Source organism: Curtobacterium poinsettiae, assembly GCF_047226435.1.
GTDB lineage: Bacteria > Actinomycetota > Actinomycetes > Actinomycetales > Microbacteriaceae > Curtobacterium > Curtobacterium poinsettiae.
Genome location: NZ_CP178434.1, coordinates 431653 through 446923, shown reverse-complemented (window position 1 = coordinate 446923; position 15271 = coordinate 431653). Strand labels below are relative to the sequence as shown.

The window sequence follows — 15271 nt, the reverse complement described above, 5'->3', positions numbered from 1 at the left end:
GGTGCCTTTCAGTGCGTGTTCGAGTCAGTGCTGGCTCAGGAAGGCGTCGAAGACGGCGACCGTCCCGAGCGGGTTCTCGACCTGGGGGCCGTGGTAGCTCGCGGGGATGACGACGTACTCGGCGCCGGTCTGCTCGGCCATCGCCCGCTGCCACGGGATCGGCCAGGCGTTGTCCCACTCGCCGTGGGCGACGAGGACCGGCAGGCCCGTGGCGCGCAGGGCGTCGGAGGCGTCGGTGTGGTCCTCGAGGATGTGGCCACCGGCGACGACGCTGAGCGGGCTCGTCGCGTCGAAGCGGTCGCGCACCATCCGGACGTCGTCGGGCAGCTCCTCGTCGGGCCGGTACGCCCAGAGCGGGTTCGTCGAGTCGAACAGCTGCCGGAGGTTCCCCCCGGTGTCGTGCAGGATCGTCAGCTCGGCGACCTTGCGGTACGGCCACCCGTGCGGGCCGGAGCAGAACTGCACGACGTCGCGGAACGCCGTCGGGTCCTGCAGCGCGGCCGCCCGGACGATCACACCACCGAGCGAGTGCCCGACCAGGTGCACGGGGGCGCCGTCGTCGAGCAGGCGCGCGACCCGGACGACGTCGGCCGCTTCTTCGTCGAGGGAGTAGTCCCGCGGCTCGGTCGGCGCGGCCGAGTCGGCCTGCCCACGCCGGCTGATCGCGACCGCGGTCCACCCGGCGTCGCGGAGGACGGGCAGGAACGTGCGCCAGTCCTCCTTCGAGCCGGTGTACCCGGGGACGATGAGCACAGTGCCCTTCGACACCCCCGCGGGCACGATCCGGTAGGCCGTGAGCCGCCCGACCGGGACGTCGATCCCGACGACGTCGACGCCGTCCGGGGTGGGCAGGTGCCCGAACGGCGGGACCGTCGGGAAGTCGTGCAGGGTGGTCATGGTCGTCCTTCCGAGAGCGTGCGGCGCGGGTTCGGCACGGCGTCGAGGAGGGCGATCGTGTACGGGTCCTGCGGGTCCTGCAGCACCTGGGCCGTGTGACCCCGCTCGACCACGGCGCCCTCGTGGAGCACCATGATGTCGTCCGTGATGAGCCGCGCGCTCAGCAGGTCGTGCGTGATGTAGAGGAGCGAGACGCCCCACTGCTCGCGGAGGTCCTCGAGCAGTGCGAGCACCCCGGCACGCAGCGTCACGTCGAGCATCGACACCGGCTCGTCGGCGATGATCACCTGCGGGTCGCTCGCGAGTGCCCGGGCGATCACCACGCGCTGCCGCTGCCCGCCGGAGAGCTGGTGCGGGAGCTTCTGGGCGAACTGCTCGACCGGGGTGAGCCCCACCGTCTCGAGCAGCTCGAGCACCCGGCGCCGCGCATCGCGGCCGGTCAGCCCGGTGTAGTTCGCGATCGGCCGGGACAGCGTGTACTCCACCGTGTGCAGCGGGTTGAGCGCCGAGTACGGGTCCTGGAACACCATCTGCACCTCGGAACGCAGGTCCCGCAGGCCGCGCTTGCCGAGGCGGGCGACGTCGAGGTCACCGAAGCGGACTGTGCCGGTGGTCGGCTTCTCGACCCCGGTGAGCAGCTTCGCGATGGTCGACTTGCCCGAACCGGACTGGCCGACCAGGGCGAGCGACTGCCCGGGTTCGAGGGTGAACGACACGTCGCGCACGGCCTGCACCGGCTGCTCACCGCGGCGGGGCGCCGGGTAGGTCTTCACGATGTGGTCGACGACGATCGGGTTGCGGGCGGCGCTGCGCTCGCGGGACCCGACGGTGCTGAACGACGAGGTCGTCTCCTGCCGCTTCTCGCCGGCCTCGGCACGGAGCGAGCGGTCCGGGAAGCCCGGCAGCGACACCACCTCGGCGCGGGGGTCGGCGTAGTGCGACAGCAGCATCTGCGTGTACTCGTCCTGCGGGTCACGGAGGATCTCGCGGGAGCCGCCGTCCTCGACGATGCGGCCCTCGTGCATGACGAGGACGCGCTCGGTGGCCTCGAGGACGATGCCGAGGTCGTGGCTGATCAGGATCGCCGTGAAGCCCTCGGTGCGCTGCAGCTCGATGATCGTGTCCATCACGGCGTGCTGCACGAGCACGTCGAGCGCCGTCGTCGGCTCGTCGAACACCATGAGCTGCGGTTCGAGCGAGAGCGCCAGGGCGATGGAGACGCGCTGCCGCATGCCGCCGGAGAGCTCCCCGGGGAACCGGGCGAGCATCGACGTCGGCAGCTTCACCTTCTCGATGAGCTCCTTCATCCGGGCGTCCCAGCGGTCGCGCGACACGTGGCCGTGCGCCTTGAAGACGTCGATGAAGTGGTTCCGGATCGTGCGCACCGGGTTGAGCGCGTTCATGCCGGACTGCAGCACCATGGCGAAGCCGCCCTGCCGCTGCTGGCGCAGGGCTTCGTCGTCGAGGTCGCGGATGTCCTTGCCCGCGAAGACGATGCTGCCGCCGTTCGTGCGCGCCGGCGGCTTCTGCAGCCGGGTCAGCGCGTAGCCGAGCGTCGACTTGCCGGAACCGGACTCGCCGACCAGGCCGACGAACTCGCCCTTCTGCAGCTGGAACGACACGTGGTCGACGGCCTGGACGGCGCTCTGTCCGGCCGATTCGTAGACGACCGACAGGTCGCGGACGTCGAGCAGGACGGAGGCGTCGCCTTGGTCGTGACGGGCGTCGGACTGGAGGCCCGTGGCGGCGCCGGTGGGCGCCTCCAGACCGTCTGCCGGGTGCGTTTCTGGCAAGCCGCTCATGCGCGCTTCTCCTTACGGGGCCGTGCGCCGTCGCGCAGCCGCGGGTTGGACACGGCGTCGACGCCGAAGTTGATCAGGGTGAGGCTCATCGCCAGCAAGGCGATGCAGAGACCCGGCGCGAAGAGCAGGATCCACTGCCCCGTGAGGAGCGCGTTCGAGTTCTGCGCCCAGTAGAGGATCGTGCCCCAGCTGACGATCGACGAGTCGCCGAGTCCGAGGAACTCGAGGCCCGCCTCGGCGAGGATGGCGCTGGTGGCGGCGCCGAAGAAGCTGCCGACTATCAGGCTCGTCATGTTCGGCAGGATCTCGCGGAACACGATGCGGGTCGCGCCGTCACCGGAGAACTGGGCGGCGGTGACGAAGTCCCGGCCGCGCAGCGACTGCGTCTGCGAACGGAGCACACGCGCACCCCACGCCCAACCGGTCACGACGATGACCGCGATGATCACCGCGATGCCGCCGTTCTGCAGGTAGGCGGCGATGACGATCATCAGGGGCAGACCCGGGATGACGAGGAACAGGTTCACGATGAACCCGATGACCTCGGCGATCCAGCCGCGGACGTAGCCCCAGCTGAGGCCGATCGCGACGGCGACGAGCGTGGACAGGATGCCCGCGACCGCGCCGACCATGACCGAGATGCGAGCGCCGTAGATGATCTGGGACAGGACGTCCTCGCCGGCGGCGGTGGTGCCCATCCAGTGGTCGGGCGTCGCGTCGGCGGACCGGGCGAAGCCGTTCTGGCTGGCGCCGTACGGGGCCAGGAGCGGGGCGAAGACCGCCACGAACACGAAGACGCCGAGGATGATGATGCCGATCCGGGCCTTCTTGTTCGACCAGACGACGCCGAACTGGCGGGCGGCGGCGCGGAGCTTGCTCGGCGCCTGCTGTTCTTCGTTGGGTGCGTTCTCTTGTGTGCGCACCGACACGGTTGCGTTGGTCATCGACGCGTCCTCGGGTCCAGAACGCCGTACATGACGTCCACGATGAAGTTGGCGATGAGCACCGACACGGTGATCATCAGGAAGAGGGCCTGCATGAGCGGGTAGTCCTGCCCGATGACGGCGTTGAACAGCAGGTAGCCGATGCCCGGGTAGCCGAAGACCTGCTCGACCAGGACGGAACCGCCGACCACGCCACCGAGCGCCAGACCGAAGCCGGTCAGGTTCGGCAGGATCGCGTTGCGGGCCGCGTAGCGGATGGCGACGGTGCGTCCGCGGAGGCCGTTGGCCTCGGCGAAGGTCACGTAGTCGTCACCGAGGGTGTTGATCATCGCGTTGCGCATGCCGATGATCCAGCCGCCGAGGCTCGTCACCAGGATCGTGACCGCCGGCAGCACCGCGTGTTGCAGGGCGTCGCCGAAGAAGGCACCGTTCAGGCCGGGCGTCGTCGTGGCCGAGTAGGCACCCGTGGTCGGGAACCAGTGCAGCACGTAGCCGAGGAAGAACAGCAGCAGCAGGGCGGTCCAGAAGTACGGGAACGTCGACATGAAGCTGCCGGACAGGGTCGGGAGCGAGTCGAGCCAGGTGCCGCGCTTCCACGCGGCCGCGACACCGATCAGGGTGCCGAGGACGAACGCCAGGATCGTGACGACCCCGACCAGGATCAGCGTGTACGGCAGGGCCTTCGACACGAGGTCGCCGACGGGCTGCGGGTAGAACGTGTAGCTCGTCCCGAAGTCGAGGGTGATGACCTGGTGCAGGTAGCTGACGTACTGGTCCCACAGGTTGCCGGTCGGCACCCCGAGCTGGGCCTCGATGGCCTTCTTGGTGGCGTCGGTGACCGGACCGTTCTGGCTGAGCTTGGCGAGTGCGGCGTCGGCCGGGCTGCCGGGCATCAGGCGCGGGAGCACGAAGTTCAGCGTCACCGCGGCCCAGAGGGTCAGGACGAAGAGGACGAGTTTCTGGAGGATGTACTTCACTTCCGGTCCTCCTGCGCCTTCTGCTCCTGCAGGATCTGCTTGCCGGCGGCGCTGTCGCGCAGCCGGAGCTTCGTGAAGATGAGCAGCGGTGCCGAGTCGTAGTTCTGCGGTGCCATGTAGGGGTCCTTCGCACTCGGCCAGCCGACGAACTTGCCGGTGTTGAACAGGCCCCAGAGCCCGCCGTAGTACATGCCGATGACGGGGAGCTCGTCGTACACGGTCTGCTGCAGCTGGTCGAGGATCTCCTGCTGCTTCGCCGTGTCCGTCGTCGCCTTGTACTCGTCGAGGAGCTTCTGGGTGTCGGCGTTCTTGTAGCGCTCGTAGTTGTTGACGGTCGACTTGCCGACCGGCTGGTAGAACTCGGTGCTGAGCAGGGAGTTGAACGCCTGGTAGACGTCACCGTTGCCCATGCCGCCCATCGCCATGTCGAACTCGCCGTTGTTGATGTTCTGCTGGTAGCCGGCGGGCTGCGGCGCCTGGATCGTCACCTTGATGCCGATGGCGGTGAGTTCGCGGCGGACCTCCTGCGCGGCGCGGAGCCAGTCGGAGTAGCCGTTCGCGGTCATGATCGTGATCGCGAGCTGCTTGCCGTCCTTGACGACCTTGCCGCCCTGCACCGAGTAGCCGGACTTCTCGAAGCTCGCGAGCGCCGCCTTCGTGTCCTGGGTGATCATGCCCTTGTCGGGGATGTCCGGGTTGAGGTAGCGCTCCTGGTTCGGCAGGATCAGGCCGGTCTGGCCCGCCGCCGACAGGTTGCCCTCGGACGCGGTCTCGGCGATGGCGTCACGGTCCAGCGCGAGCGAGATGCCCCGGCGGACGTTGACGTCGCTGTACGGCGCCTTCGTGAGGTTCGGGATGAGGCCGATCACACCGCCGGCCGGGAACCACCACTCGTTCGTCTTCGACGCGGCACCCCAGGTGCCCTTGACGTCGGAGATGAACGAGTACGCCCAGTCGTAGCCGCGGGTGACGGTGTCGAGCTGGGTGTTCGTCGCCGGCAGGATGAGGTGCTTGATGGCGATCTTGTCGGCCTGCCAGTACTTCGGGTTCTTGTTCATCGAGTACTGCTGGTCGGTGTAGTTGCCGAGCACGAACGGTCCGGTGCCGACGGGGTTCGGGTCACGCCAGGTCGTCGGGTCCTTCACGCCGCCCCAGTGGTCCTCGCCCAGGATGTACGTCTGGCCGATGATCGTCAGGCTCGGGACGTCCTCGCTCTTGAGGTGGAAGACGACGTGGTCACCGTCCTGCTCGATGCTCTTGATGTGCTGCCAGGCGCCCTTGACGTCCATGGCGGGGAACTTCTTGAGCAGGTCGAAGGTGAAGACGACGTCCTTCGCGCTGAACGGCGAACCGTCGGACCACTCGACACCCGAGCGGATCGTCATGTCGATGGTCTTCGCGTCGGGCTGGCTCCACGCGCTGGCGAGCCACGGGTTGCGCTTGCCGTCGAGGGGGTTCACCTCGATGAGGGGCTCGTACATCCACTTGGAGGCCGTGCGGGCGTTCGCGATGTACGGGTTGAAGTTGCGGTCGAACAGCGGGTTGCCGCGGTCCGCGTTGATGAGCATCGTGTCCTTGCCGATGGTGGGATCGGGTTCGGATCGGACCTGGATGCTGCAGCCGGTGGCCACGAGGGCCACTGCGGCGAGGCCGGCGATGGCCGCGACGAGGCGGCCTCGGCGGCGTGGGCCTGGGTCACGCGTGCCGCGCGTGCGCTGTGGGGGAAGCGTCATTGCTCGGTCGACCTCCATGTCGATTCGGTACGTGCTCAATGTATGCGCTTACATCGCGGCGTGCAACCGCGGGTGTTGTTTCGCGGGGCGGCGCACGGTGCGAGGTGCGCCGACCGGTGCGAGGTTGCCCGCTCCGTGCACTGCTACGGGCTCGCACGGGGCGCGGAAGGTCGCACGGGATGCGCAACGCCGCACGGTGCGACCTTGCGACCTCGCGACCTTGCGACCTCGCGACGGCACGCACGCTACAGCGCGGGCGGGCAGCTCTCGCGCAGCAGCACCTCGACGGGCAGGCGCACGGCGCGCGGCGGCCCCTCGCGGCGCTCCAGCCGGTCGACGATCGCCAGGACCGCAGCACGACCGAGCGCCCCCATCGGCTGGTGCACCGTGGTCAGGCGCGGCGACGAGAACCGACCGGCGTCGATGCCGTCGAACCCCGTCACGACGAGGTCCTCCGGCACGCGGAGCCCGCGGGCAGCGGCGGCGTCGAGCACCCCGAGCGCGGACTGGTCGTTCGAGCAGACGACGGCGCGGGGGACGACGTCGGACAGCAGCGACACCGCGAGCTCCCGCGCCCGGGCCCTGCCGAAGTCACCGTGCACCGTGCGCACCGCCGAGGCCGGCACCCCGTGGTCGGCCAGCGCTGCCCGGAACCCCGCCGAGCGCTCCATGTCGTCGGGCGAGTCGATCGGGCCCGCGACGTACGCGAGGGACCGGATCCCCAGACGCCCGATCACGTGCGACGCCAGGGTCCGCATGCCCGCGGCGTTGTCCACGCTCACCGAGTCGAACCCGTGCGAGCGCCGGTCGTCGGCGAGCACCACCACCGGGATGCGTCGGGCGACGTGCTCGAGCAGGTCGTCGGGCACCGTCTGCGCCAGCACGGCGAGCCCGTCGACCCGGCCGGCGACGTCGTTCACGATCACGTCGCGCGACGACCCCCGGCCGGCGGCGACCATGAGCGCGAGACCACGCTGCCAGGCCTCGGTCTCGGCGCCGCGCAGGACCTCGTCGAAGTACAGGTTGGACGAGAACGGCTGGGTCACGTGGCGTCGGTCGTCGACCACGCGGACGCCACCGTCGGTGACCAGGTCCGGCCGCTCGTCGGGCACCACGTCGAAGCCGGGCAGCAGCAGTCCGACGACGCCGGTGCGTTTGCCGGCGAGGGCCCGGGCGTTGCCGGACGGGACGTACCCGAGGCTCCGGATCGCTGCCTGCACGCGGTCCCGGGTGCCCTCGCGGACGGCGTCGGGCGTGCGGAGCACGCGCGAGACGGTGGCGATGGAGACGCCGGCTGCAGAGGCGACGTCGTAGACCGTGGGAGGTGCGGTGCGCTGGTCGGCCAACCCGTGCCTCCCGTCCGACGTCCGCTGGTGCCGCGCCTCGACCATGCGGCCGGACCATCCTAGGCATGCCCCGTACCGGGAGTTCTCCACACGGCGCCGGAAACGCTTGCGGGACAGCGGGTGTCGCGCGACACTGTTGCGACCTCAGTACGTCCCGTGAGGAAGCGCACCGGCGGGCCGCGGGCCCGCACCGACCAGGTTGCCCACACGCAGGGGAAGGACACGACATGTCACAGTCGACACGTTCCGGGAGCAAGCTCGCACTCCGCGCGAGCCACGACGAGGCCGAGGTGCGCGACGCGCTGCTCGAACGCACGGATTCGATCCGCACGTTCGACGACGCCGACGCGTCGCCCGAGTCGGCGGACCGCCCCTAGCGGCGCACGCCGGGTCTCCCCCGCCACGGCCAGGAGGCCCGGCGCACCGCCCACGCGCCGCTCGCGTCAGCGCTCGGTCGCGCCCACGATCGTCATGCCCGCCCCGCGCAGGCGTCGGCGCTCCTGCGCGATCCAGCTCAGCAGTCGGTCGTTGGTGCCGGCGACGTGGGCAGCCACGAGCTCCGCTGCACGGTCGGCGTCGCCGTCGCGCACGGCGTCGATGATGGCGCTGTGCTCGTCCCATGCGGCGTCGCGCGCCTCGGGCGTGCGGACCTCGATCCAGCGCGTGCGCTCGAGTCGGGTCAGGGCATCGGCGATCGCATCGGTGACGAACCGGTTGCCGCCGAGCGCGGCGAGGTCCAGGTGGAACGTCGACCCCATCCGGATGCCGGCCTGCTGGTCGGGGGTGGGACGGAGGGTGTCGAGGTGCCCGCGGACCTCGGCGAGCTGCTCGGCGGTGGCGCGCTCGACGGCGAGCCGTGCGGCGGCGGGTTCGAGGATGCCGCGGAGTTCGGCGAGCGAGGCGATCTCGTCGAGGTCGATCGGGGTGACCGTCCACGAACGGCCCTCGTGCAGGATGAGCCCCTCACGCTCGAGCCGCGACAGTGCGGCGCGGACGGGCGTGCGCGAGGCGTGGAACCGTGCTTCGAGCCCACGCTCCGAGATGCGCTCCCCCGGTGCGATGTCGAGGGTCAGGATGGCTGCGCGCAGGTTGTCGTAGAGCTGGGCCGTCTGCGACACGGGTGCGTCGTCGGTCGGGTCGGTCACGGCGGACAAGCCTAGCGGCGGAGCGGCCGGAATGGTATACCGTTGTGGTATACCAATTCGTTCCGTGCTGGAACCACGACGAACGGCCGAGACGCATGCCCACGACCGACGCCCCGCAGCGATCCACCACGACACCACCGGTCTCCGCCCGCGCCTGGACGATGCTCGCCCTCGGGGTCGCGGCCCAGGCGGCGGGGACGCTCGTGGTGTCCGCGCCGGCGCTCCTCATCCCGCACCTGCTCAGCCGCGGGACGTCCCTGCCGGCCGCCGGGCTGCTCGCCGCCGCTCCGACGTTCGGCATGGTCCTGACGCTCATCGCGTGGGGTGCGATCACCGACCGGTTCGGCGAGCGCATCGTCATCGCCGGTGGGCTCGTGCTCACCACACTGACCGTCGTCGGCGCCTGGCTGGCCGCGGGCGACCCGGTGCTGCTCGGGCTGGCGTTCCTGGCCGGCGGCATGACGAGTGCCTCGACGAACGCCGCGAGCGGCCGGGTCGTGGTGGGGTGGTTCCCGAAGGAGCGCCGCGGGCTCGCGATGGGCATCCGGCAGATGTCGCAGCCGCTCGGGGTGACGCTCGCCGCGGTGACGGTGCCGCAGCTGGCCGAGGGCTCGGGGATCCGTGCGGCCCTGGTCCTGCCGATCGTGCTGTGCGCCGTGCTCGCGGTGTGCTGCGCGATCGGGATCTCGGACCCGCCCCGTCCGACCCGTGCCGCGGTGGCCACGGCGACCGCCAACCCCTACCGCTCGAGCGGGTTCCTGTGGCGGGTGCACGCGGTGTCGGTCCTGCTCGTGGTGCCGCAGTTCACCCTGTCGACGTACGGGCTCGTCTGGCTCGTGGGCCTCGGGTGGTCGACACCGGCGGCCGGCCTGCTGGTCGGTGCCGCGCAGTTCGTCGGGGCGATCGGCCGGATCCTGGTCGGTGGCTGGAGCGACCGGGCCGGGTCGCGCGTCGGCCCCCTGCGGATCGTCGCGGTGAGCGCGGCGGTGGTGATGGCGGTGCTCGCGGTCGTCGACGCCACGCACCTGGCCGGGGCGGCGGTGTTCCTGGTGCTCGCGACGAGCGTGACGGTCGCCGACAACGGGCTGGCGTACACGTCCGTCGCCGAGGCGGCGGGGCCGTTCTGGTCGGGGCGGGCGCTCGGGGCGCAGAACACCGGGCAGTTCATCGCGGCGAGCGCCGTCGGTCCGGGCATCGGCGCCCTGGTCGGCGCGCTCGGCTTCGCGGCGTCGTTCGGCATCGTGGCGGTGCTCCCGCTGCTGGCCGTCCCGCTGGTGCCCCGCCGAGACCGCTCCCACGACTGACCGTCCGCGCGACGCAACGCGATCGACCCCCTCCGTCCGCTCCGCCCCTCGCGCTCGTCAGCCCTGTTCGTGGTCCGCACGCTCGGGGTCGTCCTGGGATTCCCGGCGGCGGTCCTGCATGAGCTCCTTCGTCCGGAGCAGACGCAGCGCCGTCACGAGCACCAGCCCACCGAGGACGTTGAACAGCAGCGTGTACCCGAACCAGCCGAGCCACTGCCCGTAGGTGATGTCCGCGCCCGACTGGATCGCACCGAAGACGAGCAGCGAGTCGAGGATCGAGTGGAAGAGCTGCAGTCCGGCGAGCAGGAAGCCTCCGGCGACGGCGGCGACGAGCTTCGCGGGGTCCGAGTCGGTGCCCTGCTGCATCCGCGTCATCAGGGTGATGGTGCTGCCGCCCAGGACCGCCAGCACGATGCTCTGCAGTCCGAACGGCGCGTCGACGTAGTGGTGCGCCGACTCCGAGAGCGTGGCGTGCCACTGCGGGAACGCCTGGACGACGAGCCACATGAACACCCATCCACCGGCCAGGTTCGCCACGAGGGTGCCGCCCCACAGTCGCACGAGCTGCAGCACGGTCCCCTCGCGGGCGACCACGGCCGCGACCGGCATCAGGAAGTTCTCGGTGAAGAGCTCGCTGTGCGCCAGGTGCAGCGCGATAAAGCCGATGCCGAAGGCCAGCCCGGCGAGCAGGTGGCTGTCGGTCTCGGTGAGCACGGCGAGGTACGCCATCACCCCGAGACCGACCTCGAGGCCACCGAAGAACCCCGTGACGAGGACGGCCCGGGCCGTCCGTTGCAGCCGCTCCGCGCCCTCCTCGATGGTCGCGTCGAAGGACTCCGCGAGTTCGTCCTCCACGGGTGCGTCGCTGGTGCCGAGCTCACGTCGGCGGTCGTCGGTCATGGCGGGGACGCTATACGCGGCCGTCGTGGCGGCCCGCAGGATCGCGCCGAGACGGACGGGAGGCCCGGTACCAGCTGGCACCGGGCCTCCCGTCCGTCGTCCGGTCACCGCTCAGGCGGCCGGCACCGCCGGTCCCACCGGCCACCGCAGCAACGCCGCGGCGGGCGCACCGTTCGGCAGCGACGCGGCGTTCACGAGCAGCAGCTCCGCGTCGGTGAGGGCGACCGCCCGGACGATCGCGCACACGGCCGGCACCGGACCGATGGCCGGCGCACCCGCCGCCTGCTCGGGTGCCGTGGCGATCCACGGCGCCGATCCCAGCGCGAGCAGGGTGCGGTCGCCGATCGCGGCGGCGTCGATCGCGACGACCGAGGCCTGCGCCTGCTGCAGCGCCTCGACGACAGATCCGAGGCCGGTGACCGTCTGGTTGTCCCCGCGGCCGACGTGGGTGCGGAGCAGGTCCTCGAAGTCGTGCCGGCGGGTCGCGATGACCCGGGCGAGCGCGATGTCGACGTGCTCGACGAGCGCGGTCTCCGACGCGTCCGACGCCCGGGGGTCGACCGGGACCTCGGACACGACGGCTCGAGCCTCGGTGGACAACTGGTCGAGCAGGAGCCCCCGTGCACGGATGTCCCCCGCCACGACGATGAGCTTCGGCTGCAGCCGCCGGAAGGCCTCGTCGACGGACGTGGCGACCTCGTTCTGGTTGTCGCGCCAGATCTCCTCGGTGTGGTGCTGCCACCGCAGGTGCGACCAGCCGCCGCCCTGGAACTTGTGGAGCGTGTCGGTGCGGCCCTGCACGCGTTGCTCGTCGCGCCGGTCCGGCACGTCGGCGTGGCCGAGACGGTAGGCGCGGTGGCCACCGCCCTCGCGACCGACCTCGACGATCAGGAACGGCAGGTCGAGCGGCCGGTGCGCCAGGAGCGGCAGCAGGTCGGGCACGGGGTCGTGGCCGATCGACGTCGGGGCGTGCATCGGACCGGGCAGGACCTCGCTGAGCACGAGTTCGCCGTCGTGCACGAGCACGTACCGGCTGACCGGCGCGGGCACCCCGGGCGTCTCCTCGAGTTCGGCCATCACCGTGTCGATGACCTCGGCGTCCGCCCCGGCCGACCGCAGGACGTCCTCGGCCTTCCGGCGCTGCAGGGCTGCGTGGTGCTGCGGGTCCTCACGGTCACCGGACGCGTCGACGTAGGCCCACGTCCAGGTGCCCCCGCGCTTCAGGCGTTCGGCGATCCCGGACTGCAGGTGCGGCGCGTCATTCTGCGTCAGAGCCATCGGTGCTGCCCTCCCTGGTCTCGGTGCGGTACACGGTCGCGTCGGCTCCGTCGCCCTCGCCGGTGGGCAGCGGGTCGGCCCGGTCGGCGTCGTCCTCGGGGAGCACGTCGGTGGTGTCGTCCTGCAGCTCGCCCTCGAGCTCGCCGTCGTAGCCCGACGCGGCGACGGTCTCCGGGCCGTCGGTGTCGTCGGGGACCGGCTCGGACTGCCGGAACTCCTCGACGTGGGCGTTGCTGCCGTGCCCCTGGACGATGCTCTGCGCCTCGTGCGCGAGCTGCTCGTCGAGTTCGGGGCGATGGGTGGTGTTCCCGCGTTCGGTCATCGCTTCTCCTCCCGGTCGTGCCGCCGGCGGCCTTCGCCGTCCGGGGCGTCGGTGTCTGCTCTGTGACCCCACGGTCCGCGCCCGGGCCTGGGGCCGTTCCAAGGTGCGCCGGGAACGCGCAGTGTCGGTACGGTCACGAAACCACAACGGCATTCGGTTCTGTGGTTGGGTGTGGGCAACCCCGATCAACGACGAACGGAGTGCGGCAATGGCGCCACCACAACGACCGATCACGAGACGACACCTGTTGGGCTTCGGCCTCGGTACGGCGGCGGCGGGGCTCCTCGCCGGCTGTGCGGTCCCGGGCTCGACCAACGTCAACAAGGCGGCCCTCGTGCCCGCCGCGGCCTCGGGTGAGACCGTCCAGCTCACCTACTGGGCCTGGCTCAAGGACCTGCAGAAGGTCTGCGACGTCTGGAACAAGACACATCCGAAGATCCAGGTGTCGGCGAACTGGATCCCCGGCGGCAACAGCGGCGGGTACCAGAAGATGTACTCCGCGCTCGCGGCCGGCGGTGGCCCGGACATCGGGCAGGTCGAGCTGCGGCAGATCCCCGAGTTCATGCTCGCCAACGGCCTGGTCGACCTGGCCCGGTACGGCGCGAAGGACTTCCAGTCGAAGTACGACGAGGCCGCGTGGGCGCAGGTGTCGTTCGTCGACGGCATCTACGGCATCCCCCAGGACACCGGCCCGATGGGCTTCTACTACCAGACCGCGCTGCTCGAGCAGGCCGGCGGCGAACCCCCGACGACGTGGGACGAGTGGCGTGACCTGGCCGACAAGGTCCGGAGCACCGGCAAGCAGAACTACCTCGAGGTGTTCCCGGTCGCCGACGCCTCACCCTTCGCCGCGTACGCACAGCAGGCCGGTGCGCGCTGGTTCAAGGTCGACGGCGACGAGTGGGTCGTCGACATGACCGACGACAAGACCCTGATGGTCGCCGACTTCTTCGACGGCGTGATCGACGACAAGCTCGTCGACACGAGCGCCGGCGCGTACTCCCCCGGGTGGTACGCGGCAGCCGCGAGCGGCAAGATCGCCGCGGTCACCAGTGCGAGCTGGGGTGACGCGCTGATCGAGTCGGTGCAGGGCGGCGAGGGCAAGTGGAAGGTCGCCCCGATGCAGAAGTGGGGCGCCGACGGCTTCGGCTCGAGCGCCATCGGCGGTTCGACGGCCGCGGTGCTGGCGAACGCGAAGCACCCGCGGGAAGCGCTCGAGTTCATCACGTGGATGACCACCTCGAAGGAGGGCATCGACGCGATGATCAAGTACTGCGGCATCGGTTGGTCGCCCGCGGTCGACTACATCGGGGCGCAGCGCGAGAAGCCGTCGAAGTGGTTCTCCGGCCAGAACTACAACGAGGACGTCTTCGTGCCGGCCTCGAAGGAGCAGAACATCGACTGGTCCTGGTCCCCGGTGACCCAGTCGGCCTTCACCAGCCTGCAGAACCAGTTCCGCCGCAAGATCACCTCGGGCCTGAAGCTCAGTGACGCCGTGGAGCTCGCCCAGCGGGAGATCGTCCAGTCCTTCAAGGACAAGGGCCTCAGCGTCAGGACGGCACGATGACCCAGCAGACCACCACCCCACGGACCACCGGTCGACCGGCCGGCAGTACCCCCGCGTTCCGCACGAGCACGAAGGCCACGAGCGCGCAAAAGCGTGCCCCGTGGATCCTGCTCGCCCCGTTCCTGGCCCTGTTCCTGCTGACGTTCGTCATCCCGATCATCAGTGCCCTGTTCCAGTCGTTCACCACCGTCGACCGCGAGGGCCTGTTCGGCGAGGACGGTGTGGTCGGCCGGTTCGCGGGGTTCGACAACTACGTGATCGCCCTGCAGGACAGCGGGTTCGTCGCATCGATCGGGCGCATGCTGCTCTTCGGCATCGTCCAGGTCCCGGTGATGATCATCGCCTGTACGATCCTCGCGTTGCTGCTCGAGTCGGCGAGCGCCCGCTGGCCGGGCTTCTTCCGGGCGATCTACTTCATGCCCTACGGCGTCCCCGGGGTCATCGCCACGATCCTGTGGTCGTTCCTGTACGTGCCCGGTCTGTCGCCGATCGTGTCGCTGCTGCAGTCGATGGGGCTGCAGCCGGACTTCCTCGGCGCCAACAGCGTGCTGTGGTCGATCGCGAACATCGTCACGTGGACGTACACCGGCTACAACATGCTCATCATCGTGGCGCAGCTGAAGTCCATCCCCGGCGAGGTCTACGAAGCCGCGAAGGTGGACGGCGCCAACGCGTTCCAGGTCGCGTGGCGGATCCAGATCCCGCTCATCGCCCCGGCCCTGGTGCTCACGACGGTGTTCTCGATCATCGGCACGCTGCAGCTCTTCGCGGAGCCGCAGATCCTGTCGACGGTCGCCCCGGCGATCGACACCGAGTACACGCCGAACTACGCCGCGTACACGAACGCGTTCGCGTTCAACGAGTACGGCGTCGCGAGTGCGCAGGCGGTCATCATCGCCCTGGCCGCGTTCATCCTGTCGTTCACGTTCCTCGCGCTGACGAACCGTCCACCCAAGGACGAACGCGACCGACGCAAGCGCGCACGGCGCGACGGCCGGGAGGCCCGCACCGCGCTCCAGACGCGCGCTGCGGCGGGCAGCACGGTCACCACCCAAG

The 15271-nt window shown here is 70.4% G+C and carries 13 protein-coding genes and 1 pseudogene; 4 read left to right on the top strand and 10 right to left on the bottom strand.

From position 1 onward, the window contains the following. Positions 1 to 24 precede the first annotated feature (24 nt). The 6 genes from ACL00U_RS02190 to ACL00U_RS02165 all read right to left on the bottom strand — a co-directional run bounded on the left by ACL00U_RS02190 (position 25) and on the right by ACL00U_RS02165 (position 7744). Positions 25 to 897, bottom strand: a complete 873-nt coding sequence (locus tag ACL00U_RS02190) for an alpha/beta fold hydrolase (protein WP_051067363.1) — start codon at positions 895 to 897, stop codon at positions 25 to 27. Further along, a complete protein-coding gene (locus tag ACL00U_RS02185) occupies positions 894 to 2699 on the bottom strand; it encodes an ABC transporter ATP-binding protein (RefSeq protein WP_259495202.1) in 1806 nt (601 codons plus the stop codon). Before ACL00U_RS02185 ends, ACL00U_RS02190 begins: the two co-directional genes overlap by 4 nt. Then, on the bottom strand, positions 2696 to 3643 hold the full coding sequence (locus ACL00U_RS02180; protein ID WP_042538639.1) for an ABC transporter permease: 948 nt from the start codon (positions 3641 to 3643) through the stop codon (positions 2696 to 2698). The genes ACL00U_RS02185 and ACL00U_RS02180 overlap by 4 nt, the downstream gene beginning before the upstream one ends. Beyond that, the gene (locus ACL00U_RS02175; protein ID WP_017886395.1) at positions 3640 to 4620 is read right to left on the bottom strand and encodes an ABC transporter permease; all 981 of its coding nucleotides are present in this window, start codon (positions 4618 to 4620) and stop codon (positions 3640 to 3642) included. The genes ACL00U_RS02180 and ACL00U_RS02175 overlap by 4 nt, the downstream gene beginning before the upstream one ends. Next, positions 4617 to 6353: an ABC transporter substrate-binding protein gene (locus ACL00U_RS02170; protein WP_412873759.1), complete on the bottom strand. Its 1737-nt coding sequence runs from the start codon at positions 6351 to 6353 to the stop codon at positions 4617 to 4619. The genes ACL00U_RS02175 and ACL00U_RS02170 overlap by 4 nt, the downstream gene beginning before the upstream one ends. Before the next feature lie 245 nt (positions 6354 to 6598). Further along, positions 6599 to 7744, bottom strand: coding sequence for a LacI family DNA-binding transcriptional regulator (locus ACL00U_RS02165; protein ID WP_017886397.1), 1146 nt, complete (start codon positions 7742 to 7744; stop codon positions 6599 to 6601). A gap of 182 nt (positions 7745 to 7926) precedes the next feature. On the opposite strand from ACL00U_RS02165, the gene ACL00U_RS02160 reads away from it, so the two are divergent. After that, positions 7927 to 8076: a hypothetical protein gene (locus ACL00U_RS02160; RefSeq protein ID WP_017886398.1), complete on the top strand. Its 150-nt coding sequence runs from the start codon at positions 7927 to 7929 to the stop codon at positions 8074 to 8076. A 66-nt stretch (positions 8077 to 8142) separates the two neighbouring features. Here the strand turns inward: ACL00U_RS02160 and ACL00U_RS02155 are convergent, their stop codons facing one another. Beyond that, entirely contained in the window at positions 8143 to 8844 is a 702-nt protein-coding gene (locus ACL00U_RS02155) for a GntR family transcriptional regulator (RefSeq protein ID WP_235045662.1), read from the bottom strand. A 95-nt stretch (positions 8845 to 8939) separates the two neighbouring features. On the opposite strand from ACL00U_RS02155, the gene ACL00U_RS02150 reads away from it, so the two are divergent. Next, complete coding sequence (locus ACL00U_RS02150; RefSeq protein WP_017886400.1) at positions 8940 to 10148, top strand: MFS transporter; 1209 nt, start codon at positions 8940 to 8942, stop codon at positions 10146 to 10148. Positions 10149 to 10205: 57 nt separating this feature from the next. Here the strand turns inward: ACL00U_RS02150 and ACL00U_RS02145 are convergent, their stop codons facing one another. The 3 genes from ACL00U_RS02145 to ACL00U_RS02135 all read right to left on the bottom strand — a co-directional run bounded on the left by ACL00U_RS02145 (position 10206) and on the right by ACL00U_RS02135 (position 12648). Then, complete coding sequence (locus ACL00U_RS02145) at positions 10206 to 11048, bottom strand: formate/nitrite transporter family protein (RefSeq protein WP_159557214.1); 843 nt, start codon at positions 11046 to 11048, stop codon at positions 10206 to 10208. A gap of 111 nt (positions 11049 to 11159) precedes the next feature. Further along, positions 11160 to 12326 carry a Vms1/Ankzf1 family peptidyl-tRNA hydrolase gene (locus tag ACL00U_RS02140; RefSeq protein WP_194590392.1) on the bottom strand — a complete coding sequence of 389 codons (1167 nt, stop codon included), beginning with the start codon at positions 12324 to 12326 and terminating at the stop codon, positions 11160 to 11162. Then, positions 12307 to 12648: a hypothetical protein gene (locus ACL00U_RS02135; RefSeq protein ID WP_017886403.1), complete on the bottom strand. Its 342-nt coding sequence runs from the start codon at positions 12646 to 12648 to the stop codon at positions 12307 to 12309. Before ACL00U_RS02135 ends, ACL00U_RS02140 begins: the two co-directional genes overlap by 20 nt. Positions 12649 to 12856: 208 nt before the next feature. Here ACL00U_RS02135 and ACL00U_RS02130 point away from each other — a divergent pair, with 208 nt between their 5' ends. Next, complete coding sequence (locus ACL00U_RS02130) at positions 12857 to 14215, top strand: extracellular solute-binding protein (protein ID WP_031259368.1); 1359 nt, start codon at positions 12857 to 12859, stop codon at positions 14213 to 14215. Further along, a pseudogene (locus tag ACL00U_RS02125) lies at positions 14212 to 15162 on the top strand (carbohydrate ABC transporter permease); the annotation flags it as partial. The gene ACL00U_RS02130 and the pseudogene ACL00U_RS02125, both read left to right, overlap by 4 nt. Positions 15163 to 15271: the final 109 nt, after the last annotated feature.